This is a genomic window from Streptomyces sp. NPDC054796, from assembly GCF_053611545.1.
Genome location: NZ_JBSHAO010000016.1, coordinates 1 through 17,914, shown reverse-complemented (window position 1 = coordinate 17,914; position 17,914 = coordinate 1). Strand labels below are relative to the sequence as shown.

The window sequence follows — 17,914 nt, the reverse complement described above, 5'->3', positions numbered from 1 at the left end:
AGGATGGAGGGCGACACCCCCCGTGCGTGGCCGCCCCGGTCACCAGCCGGAACCCCCCGTACACGGCCGCGCACGCGGTGGCGCCCCCACACCACACCGAGGGAAGGACAGCGCAGTGCGCGTACTCGTCGTCGAGGACGAGCAGCTACTCGCCGATGCCGTGGCGACCGGCCTCCGCCGGGAGGCCATGGCGGTCGACGTGGTCTACGACGGCGCCGCGGCCCAGGAGCGCATCGACATCAACGACTATGACGTCGTCGTGCTCGACCGCGATCTCCCCCTCGTGCACGGTGACGACGTCTGCCGCAAGATCGTCGATCTGGGGATGCCGACACGGGTGCTCATGCTCACCGCCTCCGGGGATGTCAGCGACCGCGTCGAGGGCCTGGAGATCGGCGCCGACGACTATCTCCCCAAGCCCTTCGCCTTCTCCGAGCTGATCGCCCGGGTCAGGGCACTGGGGCGGCGCACGACCACCGCCCTGCCGCCCGTGCTGGAGCGCGCGGGCATCAAGCTGGACCCCAACCGCCGCGAGGTCTTCCGCGACGGCAAGGAGATCCAGCTCGCGCCCAAGGAGTTCGCCGTCCTGGAGGTGCTCATGCGCGGCGAGGGCACCGTCATCTCGGCGGAGCAGCTGCTGGAGAAGGCGTGGGACGAGAACACGGACCCGTTCACCAACGTCGTCCGGGTCACCGTGATGACGCTGCGCCGCAAGCTCGGTGAGCCCCCGGTGATCGTCACTGTTCCCGGCGCCGGATACCGGATCTGATCGCCGTGGCAGCCTCCACCTCGCCCGCCGGGCCCCAGCGGCCCCCGGCCCCCGACGGCCCTCCGGCTGCCGGGCAGACCGCGCAGCCCGCCAACGGGCACACCCAGGTGCGCGCGGCCCCGCCCAAGCCCACCTGGGACCCGCGCGAGCCCTCCCGCCCGTACCCCTGGCTGCGGCCCACGATCCGCATAAGGCTCACGCTGCTCTACGGCGGCATGTTCCTCATCGCGGGCATGGTCCTGCTCACGATCATCTATCTGCTGGCCGCCCAGGCGCTGCACGAGGGCAGCCAGCTCCCCTTCCGCATCCTCAACGCCAACGCGCAGCTCACCTCGGACTCCTGCCCGGGGCTGACGGGCACGCTGCCCAGCGAGGTCTTCATGCAGCGCCTCGCGGACTGCACGGACACCCAGCGCGCCCTCGCCCTGGACCAGCTCCTGCGGCGCTCCCTGCTGGCCCTGCTGGGGCTCGCGGTGGCCGCCTTCGCCTTCGGGTACGTGATGGCGGGCCGCGTGCTGGCGCCGCTCGGCCGCATCACCCGTACAGCGCGCCAGGTCGCGGGCTCGGATCTGCACAAGCGGATCGAGCTGGAGGGCCCGGACGACGAGCTGAAGGAGCTGTCGGACACCTTCGATGAGATGCTGGACCGCCTGGACCGCGCCTTCACGGCCCAGCAGCGCTTCGTCGCCAACGCCTCGCACGAGCTGCGGACGCCGCTGGCGATCAACCGCACACTGCTGGAGGTCCAGCTCGCCGACCCGGACGCGTCCCCCGAGCTGCACCAGCTCGGCAAGACGCTGCTGGCGACGAACGAGCGCAGCGAGCAGCTGGTGGAGGGCCTGTTGCTGCTCGCGCGCAGCGAGAACGAGATCGTGGACCGCAAGCCCGTGGACCTCTCCGAGGTGGCGGGCCAGGCCGTCGAGCAGACGCGCGGGGAGGCACAGACGAAGGGCGTCGAGCTGCGCGGTGTCCGGCAGCCCGCCTATGTGCAGGGCAACGGGGTACTCCTGGAGCGCGTCGCACTGAACCTGGTGCAGAACGCCGTGCGCTACAACCTGCGGGAGAGCGGATGGGTCTCTGTCAGCACGTACGCGCAGCCGGGGCAGGCGGTCCTGACGGTGGAGAACACCGGGCCCGCCGTCCCCGCCTACGAGATCGACAACCTCTTCGAGCCCTTCAGACGGCTGCGCAGCGACCGCACGGGCAGCGACAAGGGCGTCGGTCTGGGCCTCTCGATCGTCCGCTCCGTGGCCCGCGCGCACGGCGGCACGGTCACGGCGGAGCCTCGCGAAGAAGGGGGGCTCCTGATGCGGGTCTCCTTGCCCGTCTGAGATCATCCGGCTCCGGAAGCCAGGAAACCGGCTCCGGAGGCCCGGAACGGGCCGCGAAAAGTTCGCTCTGTGCGGAATTTTTTCCGGCCCGGGTCCCCTTCGAAAGCCTTGTGATCGATCACACACGCTATTTTCCAGCGGTGTACGCAGGGTGATCGCATAGTGGGAAGAAATCCGGGTAAATCCAGGTTTCCGCAGGTGGAGATCATGGGCAGTACCCGAGATGGTGTGCGCGAAGCGCGACCAGTGGGCGTCTATGGTTCTCCTCGACAGCCGACGCGATCACCTCTTCAGGGGTGCGGTTGGGTGTCGATTGAGTAACAGACCTTGATGTGAGGCAAAATCTCCGCCTCAGGTCGGGCACAAGTCCGGCCTCTCACGCGTTACGTGCGCTGAGACACCGCAGACACCCAGAGGGGGAGAGCGAAATGGCAACGGATTACGACACCCCACGCAAGACCGATGACGATGTCAATGAAGACAGCATCGAGGAGCTGAAGGCCAGGAGGAACGACAAGTCCGCGTCCAACGTCGATGTGGACGAGTTCGAGCAGGCCGAGGGCCTGGAACTCCCCGGCGCGGATCTCTCCAACGAGGAGCTGTCCGTCCGGGTGCTGCCCAGGCAGCAGGACGAGTTCACCTGCATGAGCTGCTTCCTCGTGCACCACCGCTCGCAGCTCGCTGACGAGAAGAACGGCCAGCCGATCTGCCGCGACTGCGCGGCCTGACCGGGAAGCCGTCGGTGGCGGTGGACGACGCACGTGACGACGAGCGGGGCGAGCCCGACCAGCCGTCCTCGCTCGTGCCGGCACAAGAGCGCAGCCGCGGACTCTCGCGGCTGCGCGGACGCCGTGGTGGGGCGGCGACCCGTGGTGGGGCGGCAACGGAGAGCAGCGCCCCGGAGGACGCGGGGGACCGGCTCGGCAGGTCCAGCAGGAGCGGGAAGGTGCGCGCCTTCTTCGGCGTCATCGCGGACCGCCTCATCGAGACGGCGCCCCGCATCCCCGTACGCGATCTGGAGACGCTGCGCCGCCAGTTCCCCGGGCTCGGGCCCGAGGAGATCGCGGACAAGCTGGTGGCCGGGGCGATGAACAGCTCGGCGACGGTGGGCGCCGGGGTCGGCGCGGCGGCGATGCTCCCCGTACCGCCCGCGATGCCCGCCGAACTCGCGGCGGAGATCGTCGGCGTCGCCTCCGTGGAGCTGAAGCTCATCGCGGAGCTGCACGAGGTCTACGGCCGCAGGGCGCCCGGCACGCTTCCCCAGCGGACCCAGGCGTATCTGGGCGCTTGGACCTCCGAGCGCGGCATCGACATCGGCAAGCCCACCTCGCTGAACGCGGCGCTGGGCGGCCAGATGAAGCGCGAACTGCGCCAGCAGATCATGAAACGCACCTTCCGCAACCTCCCCAGCCTCGCGCCCTTCATGGTCGGCGCCACGGTCGGCGCCGTGATGAACCGGCGCGACACGAAGAAGGTCGCGGACAAGGTCAGGGCGGACCTCAGAGGCACGGCCGTCCCGTGGGAGGCGCTGCCGCAGGGCACCGAGCCCCCCGCCAAGGGCCGCCGCTCCAGCCGGTCCGTCGAGGGCCGCCGCGCCAAGGGCCTGCCGCCCTCCCAGCGCCCGGAGAACTGACTCCCAGGAGGCGGAGGGGCCACGCCCCTCCCTGGCCTTCACCCGGAGCCACCGGCGCCTCACACGCCCGCACAGGGCCCGTACCGCGACACCGCCCGCACAGAGTGCCCGGAGCCGCGCGGACCGGGCCCCGCTCTCAGGCCGCCGCCTCGCGCTCCGACGCCAGCGCGCTGATCAGCCGCTCGGGCTCGCGCGTGGAGACGTACACATAGGGCGTCGGATCGGACGGGTCCGTGACCTCGATCCGGACCGCGGTCGGCACATAGCTGCGCAGCACCATGTGCGCGCGGGGGTCCGCCTTGTACGTGCGCCAGGCCCGCGTCTCCTCCGCGTCCAGCGCGTGCGCCTCGCCCAGCGCCGTGACCGGGATGCGCGCGTCCCCCGCGACCAGCGAACCGGCCACGACCCGCACCCGCACCGAGCCGTACGCGCTGACGAGCACCGCGCACACGGCGGCGCCCGCCACCAGGCCGCCGAGCATCGGCAGCGTGCCGAAGGGCAGCAGGGTCAGCGCCATGGCGACGCCCACCAGGGCGACGAGGAGCCACCAGGAACGGGGCGCGGTGAGACGTTCGTCGTACGGCGTGACCGGAGGAACCATGGCATCAAGCTTGGCACGTCGCCTCGGGGCGCCCTTCACGGCGGTAGGGTCTGCACACGTGAGTGCTGCCCAACCTTCGAAGACCCCTCTGGTACCGCCCGACGACGCCGTCGCACCGGTCCGCCACCCCGAGGCGCCCGCGCCCGGGGAACTTCTCGGCTCCCACTACGCACAGTGTTTCGGCTGCGGCGGCGAGCAGCCGCACGGCCTGCACCTGGAGGCGCGCGCGGGCGAGGGCGTGAACGTGACGGCGGAGTTCACCGTCAGGACCGCGCACCAGGGAGCGCCGGGGCTCGCCCACGGAGGCGTGCTGGCCACGGCCCTGGACGAGACGCTGGGCTCCCTCGGCTGGCTGATGCACGTGATCGCGGTGACGGGACGCCTGGAGACGGAGTTCGTAGCTCCGGTTCCCGTCGATACGGTGCTGCATCTGGACGCCAGGGTGACCGGTGTGCACGGACGGAAGATCTACTGCTCGGCCACGGGCCGTATCGGAGGCCCCGAGGGGCCCGTCGCGGTGCGGGCCGATGCCGTCTTCATCGAGGTGAAGGTCGAGCACTTCCTGGACAACGGGCGGAACGAGGAGATCCAGGCCGCCATGTCCGACCCCGACCAGGTACGCCGCGCCCGCGCCTTCGAGGTGAACCCGTGACCAGAGCCCCCGTCGACGTCCTGCTGCGCCGCCTCGACCCCGAGGTGCCCGTGCCCTCCTACGCGCGCCCCGGCGACGCGGGCTGCGACCTCGTCACGACGGAGCCCGCCGAGCTGGCGCCCGGTGAGCGGACGGTGCTGCCCACGGGCGTCTCGATCGCGCTCCCGGAGGGTTACGCGGCCTTCGTGCACCCCCGTTCCGGGCTCGCAGCGCGCTGCGGAGTATCCCTTCCGAATGCACCTGGAACGGTGGATGCCGGGTACCGTGGAGAGATCAAGGTGATCGTGGCCAATCTCGATCCGCGCGAGTCCGTGCGGTTCGAGCGGTTCGACCGGATCGCCCAACTCGTCGTCCAGCAGGTGGAGAACGTGCGCTTCCACGAGGTGGAGGAGCTGCCCGGCTCGGCGCGGGCCGCAGGGGGATTCGGCTCCACGGGCGGCCACGCGGCAGCCGCACAGCAGAATGAATACGTTCCGGTCGGTGCCGACCGGCATTCCGACCTGAGAGGACAGTGACGTGTTCGGACGTCGTCGCAAGAAGAGCGAAGAGCCTGAGCCGGGCGCCTCGGACGAGTTCGAGACGGCACAGGGCGCCGAGGACAGCACGGAGGACAGCGCGAAGGCCGCCGCCGACAGCGGCGAGGAGAAGCGCGTGAAGCTGCCGCCCGCTCCCCGCCCCGACGGCCCCTGGGACCTGACCGAGGTCACCGAGCCCAGCACGGGCCGGGTCAACCTCGGCGGCCTGTACGTGCCCGGCGTCGAGGGCATGGAACTGCGGGTCGAGGTCGCGGGCGACGCGATCGTCGCGGCCACCATCGTCCTCCAGGACAGCGCCGTCCAGCTCCAGGCGTTCGCTGCGCCCAAGCGCGAGGGCATCTGGGACGAGGTGCGCGAGGAGATCGCCTCGGGCATCACCCAGCAGGGTGGCGTCATCGACGAGACCGAGGGCCCGCTCGGCTGGGAGCTGCGCGCCCAGGTGCCGGTGCAGCTTCCCGACGGCACGAACGGCGTGCAGGTCGTGCGCTTCATCGGCGTGGACGGCCCGCGCTGGTTCCTGCGCGGGGTCATCTCGGGCCAGGGCGCGGTGAACCCGAAGACCGCGGGGCTGCTGGAGCAGATCTTCCGCGACACGGTCATCGTGCGCGGCGACGCGCCGATGGCGCCCCGTGACCCGATCGTCCTGAAGCTCCCGGACGACGCGCAGATGGTGCCCGACGGTGTCCAGCAGGAGACCGTCGAGGAGGGCTCCCGCTTCGCGGGCGGCCTCGACAAGCTCCAGCGCGGCCCGGAGATCTCCGAGGTCCGCTAGACCGGCCCCGTCGGGCCGAGGCTCACTGAAACGCCGCCACCAGGCGGTTCGCGCTCCAGTCGCTGGGCGGCTCCCTCCAGGGGAGCCGCCCAGCGGCTTTTGTGTGGGCCCTGCCACTTCCCTCGTATGAGGACCGTCAAGAGCGCCCACCCGCGCGTATGGGGGGCGTCAACGAACGGCGCGTGTGCCCTGAACAGGGGTTCTCCTGGGTGACGTCAGCAACTACGACATCACCTAGGAGTCCGCGATGGCCGATCTGGCCTTCGTCGCCGCCACGGTCGCGGTGTTCGCGCTCGTGGTCCTCATCGCCAAGGGAGTGGACAAGCTGTGAGTGCCGAGAACGTCGTCGGCCTCGTCGTGGCCGTCGCCCTGCTGGGCTACCTCGCCCTCGCCCTGGTCTTCCCGGAGAGGTTCTGAGCGGCCCTCATGAACCCCGTCACCGCGAATGTGCTCCAGGTGTCCGCGCTCGTCGCCGCGCTCGCCCTGGCGCACCGCCCGTTCGGCGACTACATGGCCGCCGTCTACAGTTCCCCCCGCCATCTGCGCGTCGAGCGCTGGATCTACCGCTGCGTCGGCGCCGACCCCGAAGCGCAGATGCGCTGGCCCGCCTATCTGCGCGGCGTGCTGGCCTTCTCGCTGGTCGGCGTGCTGTTCTTGTACGCGGTGCAGCGCTTCCAGGACGTGCTGCCGCTGTCACTGGGCTTCGCGCCCATCTCGCCCGACCAGGCGTTCAACACCGCCGCGTCCTTCGTCTCCAACACCAACTGGCAGTCGTACGCGGGCGAGTCGGCCATGGGCCACCTCGCCCAGACGGCCGGGCTCGCGGTGCAGAACTTCGTGTCGGCCGCCGTCGGCATGGCCGTCGCCGTCGCGCTCGTGCGCGGTTTCGCCCGCGCCCGCACCGGTGAACTGGGCAATTTCTGGGCCGACCTGACGCGCGGCGTGGTCCGTGTCCTGCTGCCCGTCGCCTTCGTCGCCGCGGTCGTGCTGGTGGCAACGGGCGCCGTGCAGAACTTCGCCGGGCCCCACGAGATCTCCACCGTCTCCGGCGGCACCCAGCACCTCACCGGCGGTGCCGTGGCATCGCAGGAGGCCATCAAGGAGCTGGGCACCAACGGCGGCGGCTTCTACAACGCCAACTCGGCGCACCCCTTCGAGAACCCCAACGGCTTCTCCAACCTGCTGGAGATCTTCCTCATCCTGCTGATCCCGTTCTCGCTGCCGCGCACCTTCGGCAAGATGGTCGGGAGCGTCAAGCAGGGCTACGCGATCGTCGCGGCCATGGGCGTCATCTGGTTCGCCGGGGTCGTCGCGGTGACCGTCGCGGAGTACGCGCACCCCGGCGCGGCGGCCCAGCTCGCGGGCGGCGCCATGGAGGGCAAGGAACAGCGCTTCGGGGAGGGCTCCTCCTCGCTGTTCGCCGTCTCGACGACGATGACGTCGACGGGGGCCGTGAACTCCTTCCATGACTCCTTCACCGCGTTCGGCGGCGGCGTCACCCTGCTCGGGATGATGCTGGGCGAGATCGCGCCCGGAGGAGTCGGCTCCGGCCTCTACGGGATGCTCGTCATGGCCGTGATCGCGGTCTTCGTCGCCGGGCTGATGGTGGGCCGTACACCCGAGTACCTGGGCAAGAAGCTCGGCACCCGCGAGATCAAGTTCGCGGCCTGCTACCTCCTCGTCACGCCCGCGCTCGCCCTCGGCGGCACGGCCCTCGCGATGGCGCTCCCCGACGGCGAGAAGGCGATGACCAACGTCGGCCCGCACGGCTTCTCCGAGGTGCTCTACGCCTATGTGTCCGGCTCCAACAACAACGGCAGCGCCTTCGCCGGGTTCGGCGCCGACACCCCGTTCTTCAACACCACCATCGGGCTGTGCATGCTGCTCGGCCGCTTCCTGCCGATGGTGTTCGTGCTGGCCCTGGCCGGGTCGCTGGCCCGGCAGACGCCCGTGCCCGCCACGGCCGGGACGCTGCGCACCGAGAAACCCCTGTTCACCGGGCTGCTGGTCGGGGCCGTCCTGATCATCGCCGGTCTCACCTTCTTCCCGGCCCTCGCGCTCGGGCCGCTCGCGGAAGGACTCTCCTGATGAGCACCACGACCCCCGTACGTCCCGCACCGGAGGACGCGCACGAGGCGCCGTCCACGGGCGGAGGCCGGCGCGGCTCGGGCGGAGCCGTCGGCGGCGGGCTGTTCGACCCGGCGCAACTGCTGCGGTCGCTGCCCGACGCGCTGCGCAAGCTCGACCCGCGCGTGATGGTGAAGTCGCCCGTCATGTTCGTGGTCGAGGTCGGCTCGGTCGTCACGACCGGGCTGGCGGTGACGGACCCGGGCGACTGGTTCGGCTGGGTCATCACGGCCTGGCTGTGGCTGACGGTGCTGTTCGCCAACCTCGCCGAGGCCGTGGCCGAGGGGCGCGGCAAGGCGCAGGCCGACACGCTGCGCCGGGCCAGGACCGACGCGGTCGCGCGCCGTCTCACGGGCGGGGCCGAGGGCGGGTCCGGCACCGGTACCGCTCCCGGTGACGGCACCGAGGAGACCGTCGCGGGCACCGAACTGCGCGTAGGCGACCTCGTGGTGTGCGAGGCGGGCGACATCGTCCCCGGTGACGGCGACGTCGTCGAGGGCGTCGCCTCCGTCGACGAGTCCGCGATCACGGGCGAGTCGGCCCCCGTCGTCCGCGAGTCGGGCGGCGACCGCTCGGCCGTCACGGGCGGCACGAAGGTGCTCTCGGACCGGATCGTCGTACGGATCACCACACGGCCCGGCGAGACGTTCATCGACCGGATGATCTCCCTGGTGGAGGGCGCCGCGCGGCAGAAGACGCCGAACGAGATCGCGCTGAACATCCTGCTGGCCTCGCTCACCGTCATCTTCCTGATGGCCGTGGTCACCCTCCAGCCCTTCGCGGTCTACGCGGGCGCCGAGCAGTCCCTCGTCGTCCTCGCCGCACTGCTCGTCTGCCTGATCCCCACCACGATCGGCGCGCTGCTCTCGGCCATCGGCATCGCGGGCATGGACCGGCTCGTGCAGCGCAATGTGCTGGCCACGTCGGGCCGCGCCGTCGAGGCGGCGGGCGACGTGTCCACGCTGCTGCTGGACAAGACGGGCACCATCACGCTCGGCAACCGCAGGGCAGCCGCCTTCGTGCCCGTGCGCGGCGCCACGGCCGCCGAGACCGCCGACGCGGCCCAGCTCTCCTCGCTGGCCGACGAGACCCCGGAGGGGCGCTCCGTCGTCGTGCTGGCCAAGGAGGAGTACGGGCTGCGCGAGCGTCACCAGGGCGAGCTGGAGCACGCCGAGTGGGTGCCCTTCACGGCGCAGACCCGCATGTCGGGCGTGGACCTGGACGGCGTCAAGGTCCGCAAGGGGGCGGCAGGTTCGGTCATCGCGTGGGTCACCGAGCGCGGCGGCACCGTCGCGGGGGACGCGCGGACGCTCGCCGAGGAGATCGCCGAGGCGGGCGGCACCCCGCTGCTGGTCGCCCGCGAGGACGCGGACGGCGCGCGGGTGCTGGGCGTCATCCACCTCAAGGACGTGGTCAAGGACGGGATGCGCGAGCGCTTCACCGAACTGCGCGGTATGGGCATCCGCACCGTCATGATCACGGGGGACAACCCGCTGACGGCGAAGGCCATCGCGCAGGAGGCGGGCGTGGACGACTTCCTCGCCGAGGCCACCCCCGAGGACAAGATGGCCCTCATCAAGCGGGAGCAGTCCGGCGGCAGGCTCGTCGCGATGACCGGCGACGGGACGAACGACGCGCCCGCGCTCGCGCAGGCGGACGTCGGCGTCGCCATGAACACCGGCACCTCGGCCGCCAAGGAGGCCGGGAACATGGTGGACCTGGACTCCGACCCGACCAAGCTCATCGAGATCGTGGAGATCGGCAAGCAACTGCTGATCACCCGGGGCGCGTTGACGACGTTCTCCATCGCCAACGACGTCGCCAAATACTTCGCGATCATCCCGGCCATGTTCGCCGTCGCCTATCCGGGCCTGGACACGCTCAACATCATGCGGCTCGCCTCGCCCGAGTCCGCGATCCTCTCCGCCGTGATCTTCAACGCGCTGGTCATCGTCGCGCTCGTGCCCCTCGCGCTGCGCGGGGTGCGCTACCGGCCGAGCAGCGCTGACCGGCTGCTGCGGCGCAACCTCGCCGTCTACGGGCTCGGCGGCCTTGTCGCCCCGTTCGTCGGCATCAAGCTCATCGACCTGCTCATCACGCTGATCCCGGGTGTGGGGTGACCGAAGTGAACGTCTCCGTGAGGAACTACGCCCGGCTGGGCTGGGCCGCGCTGCGCGCGCTGCTCGTACTGACCGTCGTCTGCGGACTGCTGTACCCGCTGGCCGTCACGGGGGTGGCGCAGGCCGCCTTCCACGACAAGGCCAACGGCTCTGTCATCCAGGAGGACGGCAAAGAGGTCGGCTCCGGGCTGATCGGCCAGTCCTGGAACAAGGGAGGGAAGGGCGACGGGAAAGACGGGAAGCCGGACCCGAAGTGGTTCCAGCCCCGCCCCTCCCACAGCGGCTACGACCCCCTGGCCACCGGCTCCAGCCAGCTCGGCGCCGACGACCCGACCCTGGTCAAGGCGGTCAGGAAGGCGAAGGCCGAGGTCGCCCGCTTCAACGGCGTCCCCGCCTCCGAGGTGCCCAAGGACGCGGTCACCGGCTCCGCTTCCGCGATCGACCCGCACATCTCGCCCGCCTACGCGCGCCTCCAGACCGACCGCGTGGCCCGCGCCAACGGCCTCTCCGAGGGCGCGGTGGAGCGGCTCGTCGACCAGCACACCGAGGGCCGCACGGCGGGCTTCCTCGGCGAGCCGCACGTCAACGTGCTCCAGCTCAACCTGGCGGTGCGGCGGCTCGCCGAGGGGTGAGGGAAGGGGCGGCCGTGCGGCACCGCACGGTCGCCCGCGCCGCGACGGATGCCGCGACGGGTCAGGAGGCCAGCGCGGCCAGTTCCGTACCGGCCAGCAGGAAGGCGCCGACGCCGAAGTCGGACGTGGTGTCGCGGGTGACCGGCTGGCTGGACTCGGGCCGGTCGCCGACGCCCTGTATGTAGCCGAGGAACCCGTCGGAGTGCAGCGCCGTGGCCACCATCCCGTTCCAGGCGCGGGCCGCGACCGGCAGGTACTCGGCGCGGGGGAGCAGGCCCGCGCGTACGGCGTAGGCCGTGCCGTAGGTGAAGAACGCGGTGCCGCTCGTCTCGGGGCCCGGCAGGTGCGCGGGGTCGCCGAGGTTGACGTTCCAGAAGCCGTCGCCGCGCTGGACAGCCCGTACGGCGGCGAGGAGCCGGGTGAGCGTGGCGCGGTACTCGTCGGTGTGCGGCGCGCTGCCCGGCAGCGCCTTGAGGGCCTTGACGTGCGCTCCGGTGACCCAGCCGTTGCCCCGTGACCACAGCACGGGCCTGCCGGAGGGCGAGACGATGCCGCCGGGCAGGAAGCGGTCGTCGCGGTACCAGAGGCCGGAGCCCGTGTCGTGGAGGCCGGGGCCGCCCTGGACGCTCTTGGTGTGCGTGTAGAGCTTGTGGCCCTTCTCCGCGTAGGCGCGGTCGCCGCGCAGTTCGCCGAGGCGGACGAAGGGCGGCAGCGCCATGTGCAGCGCGTCGTCCCACCACCAGTCGTCGTTCTTGTCCGGCCGGTCGGTGTACACCATGCGGTGCAGGGACTCCTCGATCGCGGCGATCTTCGCCGGGTCGGGGGCCCCGTCGAGCGCGTACAGGTCCAGATACGCCTGGCCCGCGTTGTGGTCGTCGGCGTGCCGGGTGGTGACGCCGCCGTTGAGGCCGTAGCCGTGCTTCTCGGCCCAGGAGCGCGCGTAACGCAGATGGCGGGCCTCGCCGGTGAGCCGGTACAGCGTCAGCAGGCCGCTGAAGAAGGTGGCGCGGGCCCATTTGTTGTCGCCGGGGTCGGTGTGCGCTGCTGTCCAGTGGTCGGCGGCTCTTCGGACGGCCTCCACGATCCGGGCGCGGGAGGGCAGTTGGGGGGAGGGTGCCGCGACGGGCGCCGCGCGGTCCGCTGCGGCGGCCAGGGTGTGCGGCGCGGTGGCGAGGGGTGTGGCGGCGGCGAGAGCGGTGGCGCGCAGGAGCAGTTGGCGTCGGTTCATGGCAGGCGTCTCCCGGAGTGGGGTCGTGTCCGTATGACGGTCCGTAGCGACGTGACGTGTTCCGTATGGCGAACGCTGTTCTCTCATGTGACGCGCCCGACATCATGCAGCGGAACGCGGCACCTGGGAAGAACCGGTACGCGGACCACGTCGCGGCGACACCGGTTCCAGGGCCCGCACCGCGCTGCGCCACCGCTACGCGGACGATCCCGAATGCCGCGACTTCCACCTCTGGCTCGATGACCACAAGCGCGAACTCCTGGGCGTACTGGGCCGGTGCCGCCTGGAGGGCGAGGGCTCCCTGGCCCAGGCAGCGCTGGAGTGGCTGCGCGAACGGGAAGCCGACCGGCCACGGCTGCCCGGCTGGGAGAACGAGGTAGCGGAGTTCCTCCAGGGAACGGGGCTGCTGGTCACCGAGGAGGACGACTACCGCTTCCTGCACCACTCCTTCGCCGAGTTCATCGCAGCGCAGTCGTACGCCCGGCTGATAGCCCCCGACTTCCCCGAGGCGGAGGGCTGGATACGCCGCGCCTTCGACGGGGACGGAGACGGGGACGCGCCGGTCCCCGCGCAGGAGAGCCGCGAGAGCCCCGCCCCGGCGGACGCCGCCCCCGTGGACACCCCCGCCGACGCCGTCGCAGCGCCACGCGCCCGCGCGATCCATACGCAACCCTGACGTCCCCGAGCACGCCCAGAGCCGGAAGCGCGCCCGTCAGCGGTGACAATGAGGGCATGGCGTCAGCACGGCAGCCGCGGCGCGGAAAGCTGCGGATCTATCTCGGGGCGGCACCCGGTGTCGGCAAGACGTACGCGGTGCTGTCCGAGGCGCACAGGCGCCTCGAACGGGGCACCGACGTCGTCGTCGGCCTCGTCGAGCACCACGACCGCCCCCGCACCGAGGTGATGCTGCACGGTCTGGAGCAGATCCCCCGGCGCACGTACACGTACCGCGACACCACGCTCACCGAGATGGACACGGACGCCGTCATCGCGCGCCGTCCCGATGCCGCCGTCGTCGACGAGCTGGCGCACACCAACGCGCCGGGCGCCCGCCACGAGAAGCGCTGGCAGGACGTCGAGGAGATCCTGGACGCGGGGATCGACGTCGTCTCCACGGTCAACATCCAGCATCTGGAGTCCCTGGGCGACGTCGTCGAGTCGATCACCGGTGTGCGCCAGCGCGAGACGGTGCCCGACGAGGTGGTGCGCCGCGCGGACCAGATCGAGCTGGTCGACATGTCGCCCCAGGCGCTGCGCCGCCGCATGGCGCACGGCAACATCTACGCCCCCGACCGCATCGACGCGGCCCTCTCCAACTACTTCCGCCCGGGCAACCTCACCGCACTGCGCGAGCTGGCCCTCCTGTGGACGGCCGACAGGGTGGACGAGTACCTCCAGCAGTACCGCTCCGACCACCGCATACGCTCCACCTGGCAGGCCCGCGAGCGCATCGTCGTCGGGCTCACCGGAGGCCCCGAGGGGCGCACGCTCGTGCGCCGCGCCGCGCGCATGGCGGCGAAGGGCTCGGGCAGCGAGATCCTCGCCGTCCACATCGCCCGCGCCGACGGCCTGACCTCGGCCTCCCCGAAGGAGCTGGCCCTCCAGCGCACCCTGGTCGAGGACCTGGGCGGCACCTACCACCACGTCATCGGCGACGACGTCCCCGAGGCACTGCTCGACTTCGCGCGCGGCGTCAACGCCACCCAGATAGTCCTGGGCTCCTCGCGCCGCAAGACGTGGCAGTACATGTTCGGGCCCGGCGTGGGCACGACCGTCGCGCGGGACTCGGGCCCCGACCTGGACGTCCACATCGTCACCCACGAGGAGGTCGCCAAGGGGCGCGGTCTGCCCGTCGCGCGGGGCACCCGGCTGGGCCGCTCCCGCGTCATCTGGGGCTGGCTCACCGCGCTCGGCGGCCCGGCGCTGCTGACGCTGCTGATGACGGCGTTCGACCCGCGCATCGGCTTCGCCAACGACGTCCTGCTCTTCCTCGTCCTCACCGTCGCCGCCGGGATGGTGGGCGGCCTGCTGCCCGCGCTGGCGTCGGCCGCGGTCTGCTCGGCGCTGCTGAACTACTTCTTCACCACGCCCACCCACACCTGGACCATCAGCGACGGCCGCAACATCGTCTCCCTCGCCGTCTTCTTCGGCGTCGCCGTCGCGGTCGCCTCCGTCGTGGACCTCGCGGCCCGGCGTACGCAGCAGGCGGCCAGGCTGCGCGCCGAGTCCGAGATCCTCTCGGCCCTCGCGGGCAGCGTGCTGCGCGGGGAGGACTCCCTGGACGCGCTGCTGGAGCGGGTGCGCGAGACCTTCGCCATGGAGTCGGTGGCCCTCTTGGAGCGCGAGGGCGACCGCGGGGCCTGGACCTGTGTGGGGAGCGTGGGCACGGGTGCGGGCGCGGCCGGGCCGGACACGGGTGCGCGCGAGGGCGCGGGCGGCACCCTCGTACGCCCCGAGGACGGCGACGTGGACATGCCCGTCGGCGACCGCATGATGCTGGTGCTCTCCGGGCGGGTGCTGCCCGCCGAGGACCGCCGGGTCCTCGCCGCCTTCGCGGCGCAGGCGGCGGGCGTGCTGGACCGGCAGCGGCTCCAGGGCGAGGCCGACCAGGCCCGCGAGCTGGCCGAGGGCAACCGCATCCGCACCGCGCTGCTCGCGGCCGTCTCGCACGACCTGCGCACCCCGCTCGCCGCCATCAAGGCGTCCGTCAGCTCCCTGCGCTCCGACGACGTGGCCTGGTCGGAGGCCGACGAGGCGGACCTCCTGGAGGCCATCGAGGAGGGCGCCGACCGGCTCGACAACCTGGTGGGCAACCTCCTGGACATGTCCAGGCTCCAGACCGGCACCCTCGCCCCGCTCATCCGCGAGATCAGCCTGGAGGAGGTCGTCCCCAAGGCACTCAGGGGGCTGCCCGAGGGCACCGTCGGGCTGGCGCTCGCCGAGGCGCTGCCCCTGGTCGCCGTCGATCCGGGGCTGCTGGAGCGCACCGTCGCCAACATCGTCGAGAACGCCGCCAAGTACAGCCCCGAGGGCAAGAAGGTCCTCGTGCGGGCCAGCGCGCTCGCCGACCGGGTCGAGCTGCGGGTCACCGACCGAGGCCCCGGGGTGCCCGACAGCGAGAAGGACCGCATCTTCGAGCCCTTCCAGCGCTACGGCGACGCGCCACGCGGCGCGGGAGTGGGCCTCGGGCTCGCCGTGGCCAGGGGCTTCGCCGAGGCGATGGGCGGCACGCTGGACGCCGAGGACACACCGGGAGGCGGCATGACGATGGTGCTCACCCTGCGCGCGGCGCACGGCCGCGCGCCCGACCCCCGCCGTGCGCGCGAGGCCGGTGCCCCGCGCCCGTATCCGCGGCCCGCCGGACCTGTCGGACCCGTCGGCTAGCCATCGTCCCGCCGTCCCACCGCTCGGGTGCGCACGCACAGGCGCACGCCGATGGACCGAAAACTGGAGAGGACAACTCATGTACCGGGTGCTCGTGGTCGATGACGAGCCGCAGATCGTCCGCGCTCTCGTGATCAATCTGAAGGCGCGGAAGTACGAGGTCGACGCGGCCCCCGACGGCGCCACGGCCCTCCGGCTCGCCGCCGAGCGCCACCCCGACGTCGTCATCCTCGACCTCGGCCTGCCCGACATGGACGGCGTCGACGTCATCCGGGGCATCCGCGGCTGGACCCGGGTCCCGATCCTGGTCCTCTCGGCCCGGCAGACCTCCGACGAGAAGGTCGAGGCGCTCGACGCCGGAGCCGACGACTACGTCACCAAGCCCTTCGGCATGGACGAACTCCTCGCGCGGCTGCGCGCCGCCGTCCGCAGGGCAGAGCCCGCAGCCCCGTCCGCGGGGGAGGAGGGGATCGTCGAGACCGAGGGTTTCAGCGTCGACCTGGCCGCCAAGAAGGTCCACCGCGAGGGCAGGGACGTGCGGCTGACGCCCACGGAGTGGCACCTGCTGGAGGTGCTCGTACGGAACACGGGGCGCCTGGTGAGCCAGAAGCAGCTGCTGAAGGAGGTCTGGGGGCCCTCGTACGGGACCGAGACCAACTACCTGCGCGTCTACATGGCCCAGCTCCGCCGCAAACTGGAGGCCGACCCGGCCCACCCGAAGCACTTCGTCACCGAACCGGGCATGGGGTACCGGTTCGAGAGGTGAGGCGGAGAAGTGAGGCGGAGAGGGGAGGGGCCGAGGGGGCGGAGAGAGTGGTCACGGGCGAAGGCGATCGGGACGCCCCCGCACGGGTACGCTGGCTGTTATGAGTGGCCTCACCCGAGCCGACAGGGCCGAGCCGGCCGGAGGCGGACGCTTCCGGCGCTTCCTGGAGCGGCTGTCCTCCTCCGAGGAGGATCTGCGCTCAGCGGAGCTGCGGCAGGACGCGGACAGCACGGGCTGCACCCGTATCTGTGACTGCGGCGACCGCCAGATAGTCCGCGTCACCGGCACACTGCGCACGGTGACGCTGCGACCGCGCGCCGGAGTCCCCACGCTGGAGGCCGAGCTGTTCGACGGCTCGGCGGCGCTGGACGTCGTCTGGCTGGGCCGTCGCGCCATCGCGGGCATAGAGCCGGGCAGGAAGCTGATCGCTTGGGGACGCATCGCGAGCAACCGCGGGCGCCCCGTGATGTTCAATCCCAAGTACGAGCTGCGACCCCTCGGACAGGAGTAGCGGGTGACCTCCCTCGACAAGCCGACCGCGGACCCGGAGACGGGTGAGCGGGACGGCCAGGAAGTCCAGGAAGCACAGGGATCCCACGCCGTCACGGAAGCCGCCCTCTTCGAGGCGTTCGGCGGCGTGCGCGGCCTGGTGGAGACCACGGTTCCCGGTCTCGTCTTCATCGCCTGGTACACGGTCAACAAGGACATCCACGCCGCCGCGCTGACGGCCCTCGGCCTGTCCGCGGTGATGGGCCTGGTCCGGCTCGTCCGCAGGGACACCGTGAAGCACGCGTTCAGCGGGGTCTTCGGAGTCGCCTTCGGCGTGCTCTTCGCGATGATGACCGGCAACGCCAAGGACTTCTACCTGCCGGGCATGCTCTACACGCTCGGCCTGGCCATCGCCTATCTCGCCACCTCCGTGGCGGGCGTACCGCTGCTGGGGCTGGTCCTCGGCCCGGTGTTCAAGGAGAACCTCTCCTGGCGCACGCGCAACCCGGGCCGCAAGAAGGCGTACACGAAGGCCAGTTACGCCTGGGGCGTCATCCTGCTCGCCAAGTGCGCGGTGCTCTTCCCGCTCTACTTCTGGGGCGACACCCAGCAGTTCGGCTGGGTCACGGTCGCGCTGAAGATCCCGCCCTTCCTCCTCGCGGTCTACCTCACGTGGATCTTCCTGGCCAAGGCGCCGCCGCCGATCAACGTCATCGCGGAGATGGAGGCGGCGGAGGAGGCCGAGGAGGCTGCCAAGCGCGGGGGCGCCCCCGCGCCCGGTACGACGGCGGACGAGGCTCTGCCCGCCGACCCGGCCTCCCGTCCGGGCCGCCACCGCCGCTGACGGCCGCGCGGGCCCGGAGGGGCGGAGGGG

The 17,914-nt window shown here is 71.7% G+C and carries 17 protein-coding genes; 15 read left to right on the top strand and 2 right to left on the bottom strand.

The window, feature by feature from the left end; translation table 11 throughout:
• Positions 1-115: 115 nt before the first annotated feature.
• The 4 genes from ACWGJ2_RS15840 (at position 116) to ACWGJ2_RS15825 (ending at position 3,733) form a co-directional block, all read left to right on the top strand.
• Positions 116-769 carry a response regulator transcription factor gene (locus ACWGJ2_RS15840; RefSeq protein WP_453346666.1) on the top strand — a complete coding sequence of 218 codons (654 nt, stop codon included), beginning with the start codon at positions 116-118 and terminating at the stop codon, positions 767-769.
• Between the two features lie 107 nt (positions 770-876).
• The gene (locus ACWGJ2_RS15835; protein ID WP_453346750.1) at positions 877-2,100 is read left to right on the top strand and encodes a sensor histidine kinase; all 1,224 of its coding nucleotides are present in this window, start codon (positions 877-879) and stop codon (positions 2,098-2,100) included.
• A gap of 428 nt (positions 2,101-2,528) precedes the next feature.
• Positions 2,529-2,828, top strand: coding sequence for a DUF4193 domain-containing protein (locus ACWGJ2_RS15830; protein WP_453346665.1), 300 nt, complete (start codon positions 2,529-2,531; stop codon positions 2,826-2,828).
• Between the two features lie 20 nt (positions 2,829-2,848).
• Complete coding sequence (locus ACWGJ2_RS15825; RefSeq protein ID WP_453346664.1) at positions 2,849-3,733, top strand: hypothetical protein; 885 nt, start codon at positions 2,849-2,851, stop codon at positions 3,731-3,733.
• Between the two features lie 136 nt (positions 3,734-3,869).
• Here the strand turns inward: ACWGJ2_RS15825 and ACWGJ2_RS15820 are convergent, their stop codons facing one another.
• Positions 3,870-4,334, bottom strand: coding sequence for a DUF3093 domain-containing protein (locus ACWGJ2_RS15820; RefSeq protein WP_453346663.1), 465 nt, complete (start codon positions 4,332-4,334; stop codon positions 3,870-3,872).
• Between the two features lie 58 nt (positions 4,335-4,392).
• Here ACWGJ2_RS15820 and ACWGJ2_RS15815 point away from each other — a divergent pair, with 58 nt between their 5' ends.
• From ACWGJ2_RS15815 to kdpC, 7 genes are all read left to right on the top strand, one after another.
• Positions 4,393-4,986, top strand: coding sequence for a PaaI family thioesterase (locus tag ACWGJ2_RS15815; RefSeq protein WP_453346662.1), 594 nt, complete (start codon positions 4,393-4,395; stop codon positions 4,984-4,986).
• A complete protein-coding gene (gene dut, locus ACWGJ2_RS15810) occupies positions 4,983-5,501 on the top strand; it encodes a dUTP diphosphatase (RefSeq protein WP_453346661.1) in 519 nt (172 codons plus the stop codon). Before ACWGJ2_RS15815 ends, dut begins: the two co-directional genes overlap by 4 nt.
• A 1-nt stretch (position 5,502) precedes the next feature.
• Complete coding sequence (locus tag ACWGJ2_RS15805) at positions 5,503-6,294, top strand: DUF3710 domain-containing protein (RefSeq protein WP_453346660.1); 792 nt, start codon at positions 5,503-5,505, stop codon at positions 6,292-6,294.
• Between the two features lie 327 nt (positions 6,295-6,621).
• On the top strand, positions 6,622-6,711 hold the full coding sequence (gene kdpF, locus ACWGJ2_RS15800; RefSeq protein ID WP_453346659.1) for a K(+)-transporting ATPase subunit F: 90 nt from the start codon (positions 6,622-6,624) through the stop codon (positions 6,709-6,711).
• Positions 6,712-6,720: 9 nt separating this feature from the next.
• On the top strand, positions 6,721-8,382 hold the full coding sequence (gene kdpA / locus ACWGJ2_RS15795; protein ID WP_453346658.1) for a potassium-transporting ATPase subunit KdpA: 1,662 nt from the start codon (positions 6,721-6,723) through the stop codon (positions 8,380-8,382).
• Positions 8,382-10,541 (top strand): potassium-transporting ATPase subunit KdpB, encoded by a 2,160-nt coding sequence (gene kdpB, locus ACWGJ2_RS15790; protein ID WP_453346657.1) that lies wholly within the window; start codon positions 8,382-8,384, stop codon positions 10,539-10,541. The genes kdpA and kdpB overlap by 1 nt, the downstream gene beginning before the upstream one ends.
• 5 nt (positions 10,542-10,546) lie before the next feature.
• The gene (kdpC, locus tag ACWGJ2_RS15785; protein WP_453346656.1) at positions 10,547-11,173 is read left to right on the top strand and encodes a potassium-transporting ATPase subunit KdpC; all 627 of its coding nucleotides are present in this window, start codon (positions 10,547-10,549) and stop codon (positions 11,171-11,173) included.
• A 61-nt stretch (positions 11,174-11,234) separates the two neighbouring features.
• Here the strand turns inward: kdpC and ACWGJ2_RS15780 are convergent, their stop codons facing one another.
• Positions 11,235-12,401, bottom strand: coding sequence for a glycoside hydrolase family 88 protein (locus ACWGJ2_RS15780; RefSeq protein ID WP_453346655.1), 1,167 nt, complete (start codon positions 12,399-12,401; stop codon positions 11,235-11,237).
• Between the two features lie 732 nt (positions 12,402-13,133).
• Here ACWGJ2_RS15780 and ACWGJ2_RS15775 point away from each other — a divergent pair.
• From ACWGJ2_RS15775 to ACWGJ2_RS15760, 4 genes are all read left to right on the top strand, one after another.
• Entirely contained in the window at positions 13,134-15,785 is a 2,652-nt protein-coding gene (locus ACWGJ2_RS15775; RefSeq protein WP_453346654.1) for an ATP-binding protein, read from the top strand.
• Positions 15,786-15,864: 79 nt separating this feature from the next.
• Positions 15,865-16,551: a response regulator gene (locus ACWGJ2_RS15770; protein WP_453346653.1), complete on the top strand. Its 687-nt coding sequence runs from the start codon at positions 15,865-15,867 to the stop codon at positions 16,549-16,551.
• A 100-nt stretch (positions 16,552-16,651) separates the two neighbouring features.
• Positions 16,652-17,062, top strand: a complete 411-nt coding sequence (locus ACWGJ2_RS15765) for an OB-fold nucleic acid binding domain-containing protein (protein WP_453346652.1) — start codon at positions 16,652-16,654, stop codon at positions 17,060-17,062.
• Between the two features lie 3 nt (positions 17,063-17,065).
• Entirely contained in the window at positions 17,066-17,884 is an 819-nt protein-coding gene (locus ACWGJ2_RS15760; RefSeq protein ID WP_453346651.1) for a DUF3159 domain-containing protein, read from the top strand.
• Positions 17,885-17,914: the final 30 nt, after the last annotated feature.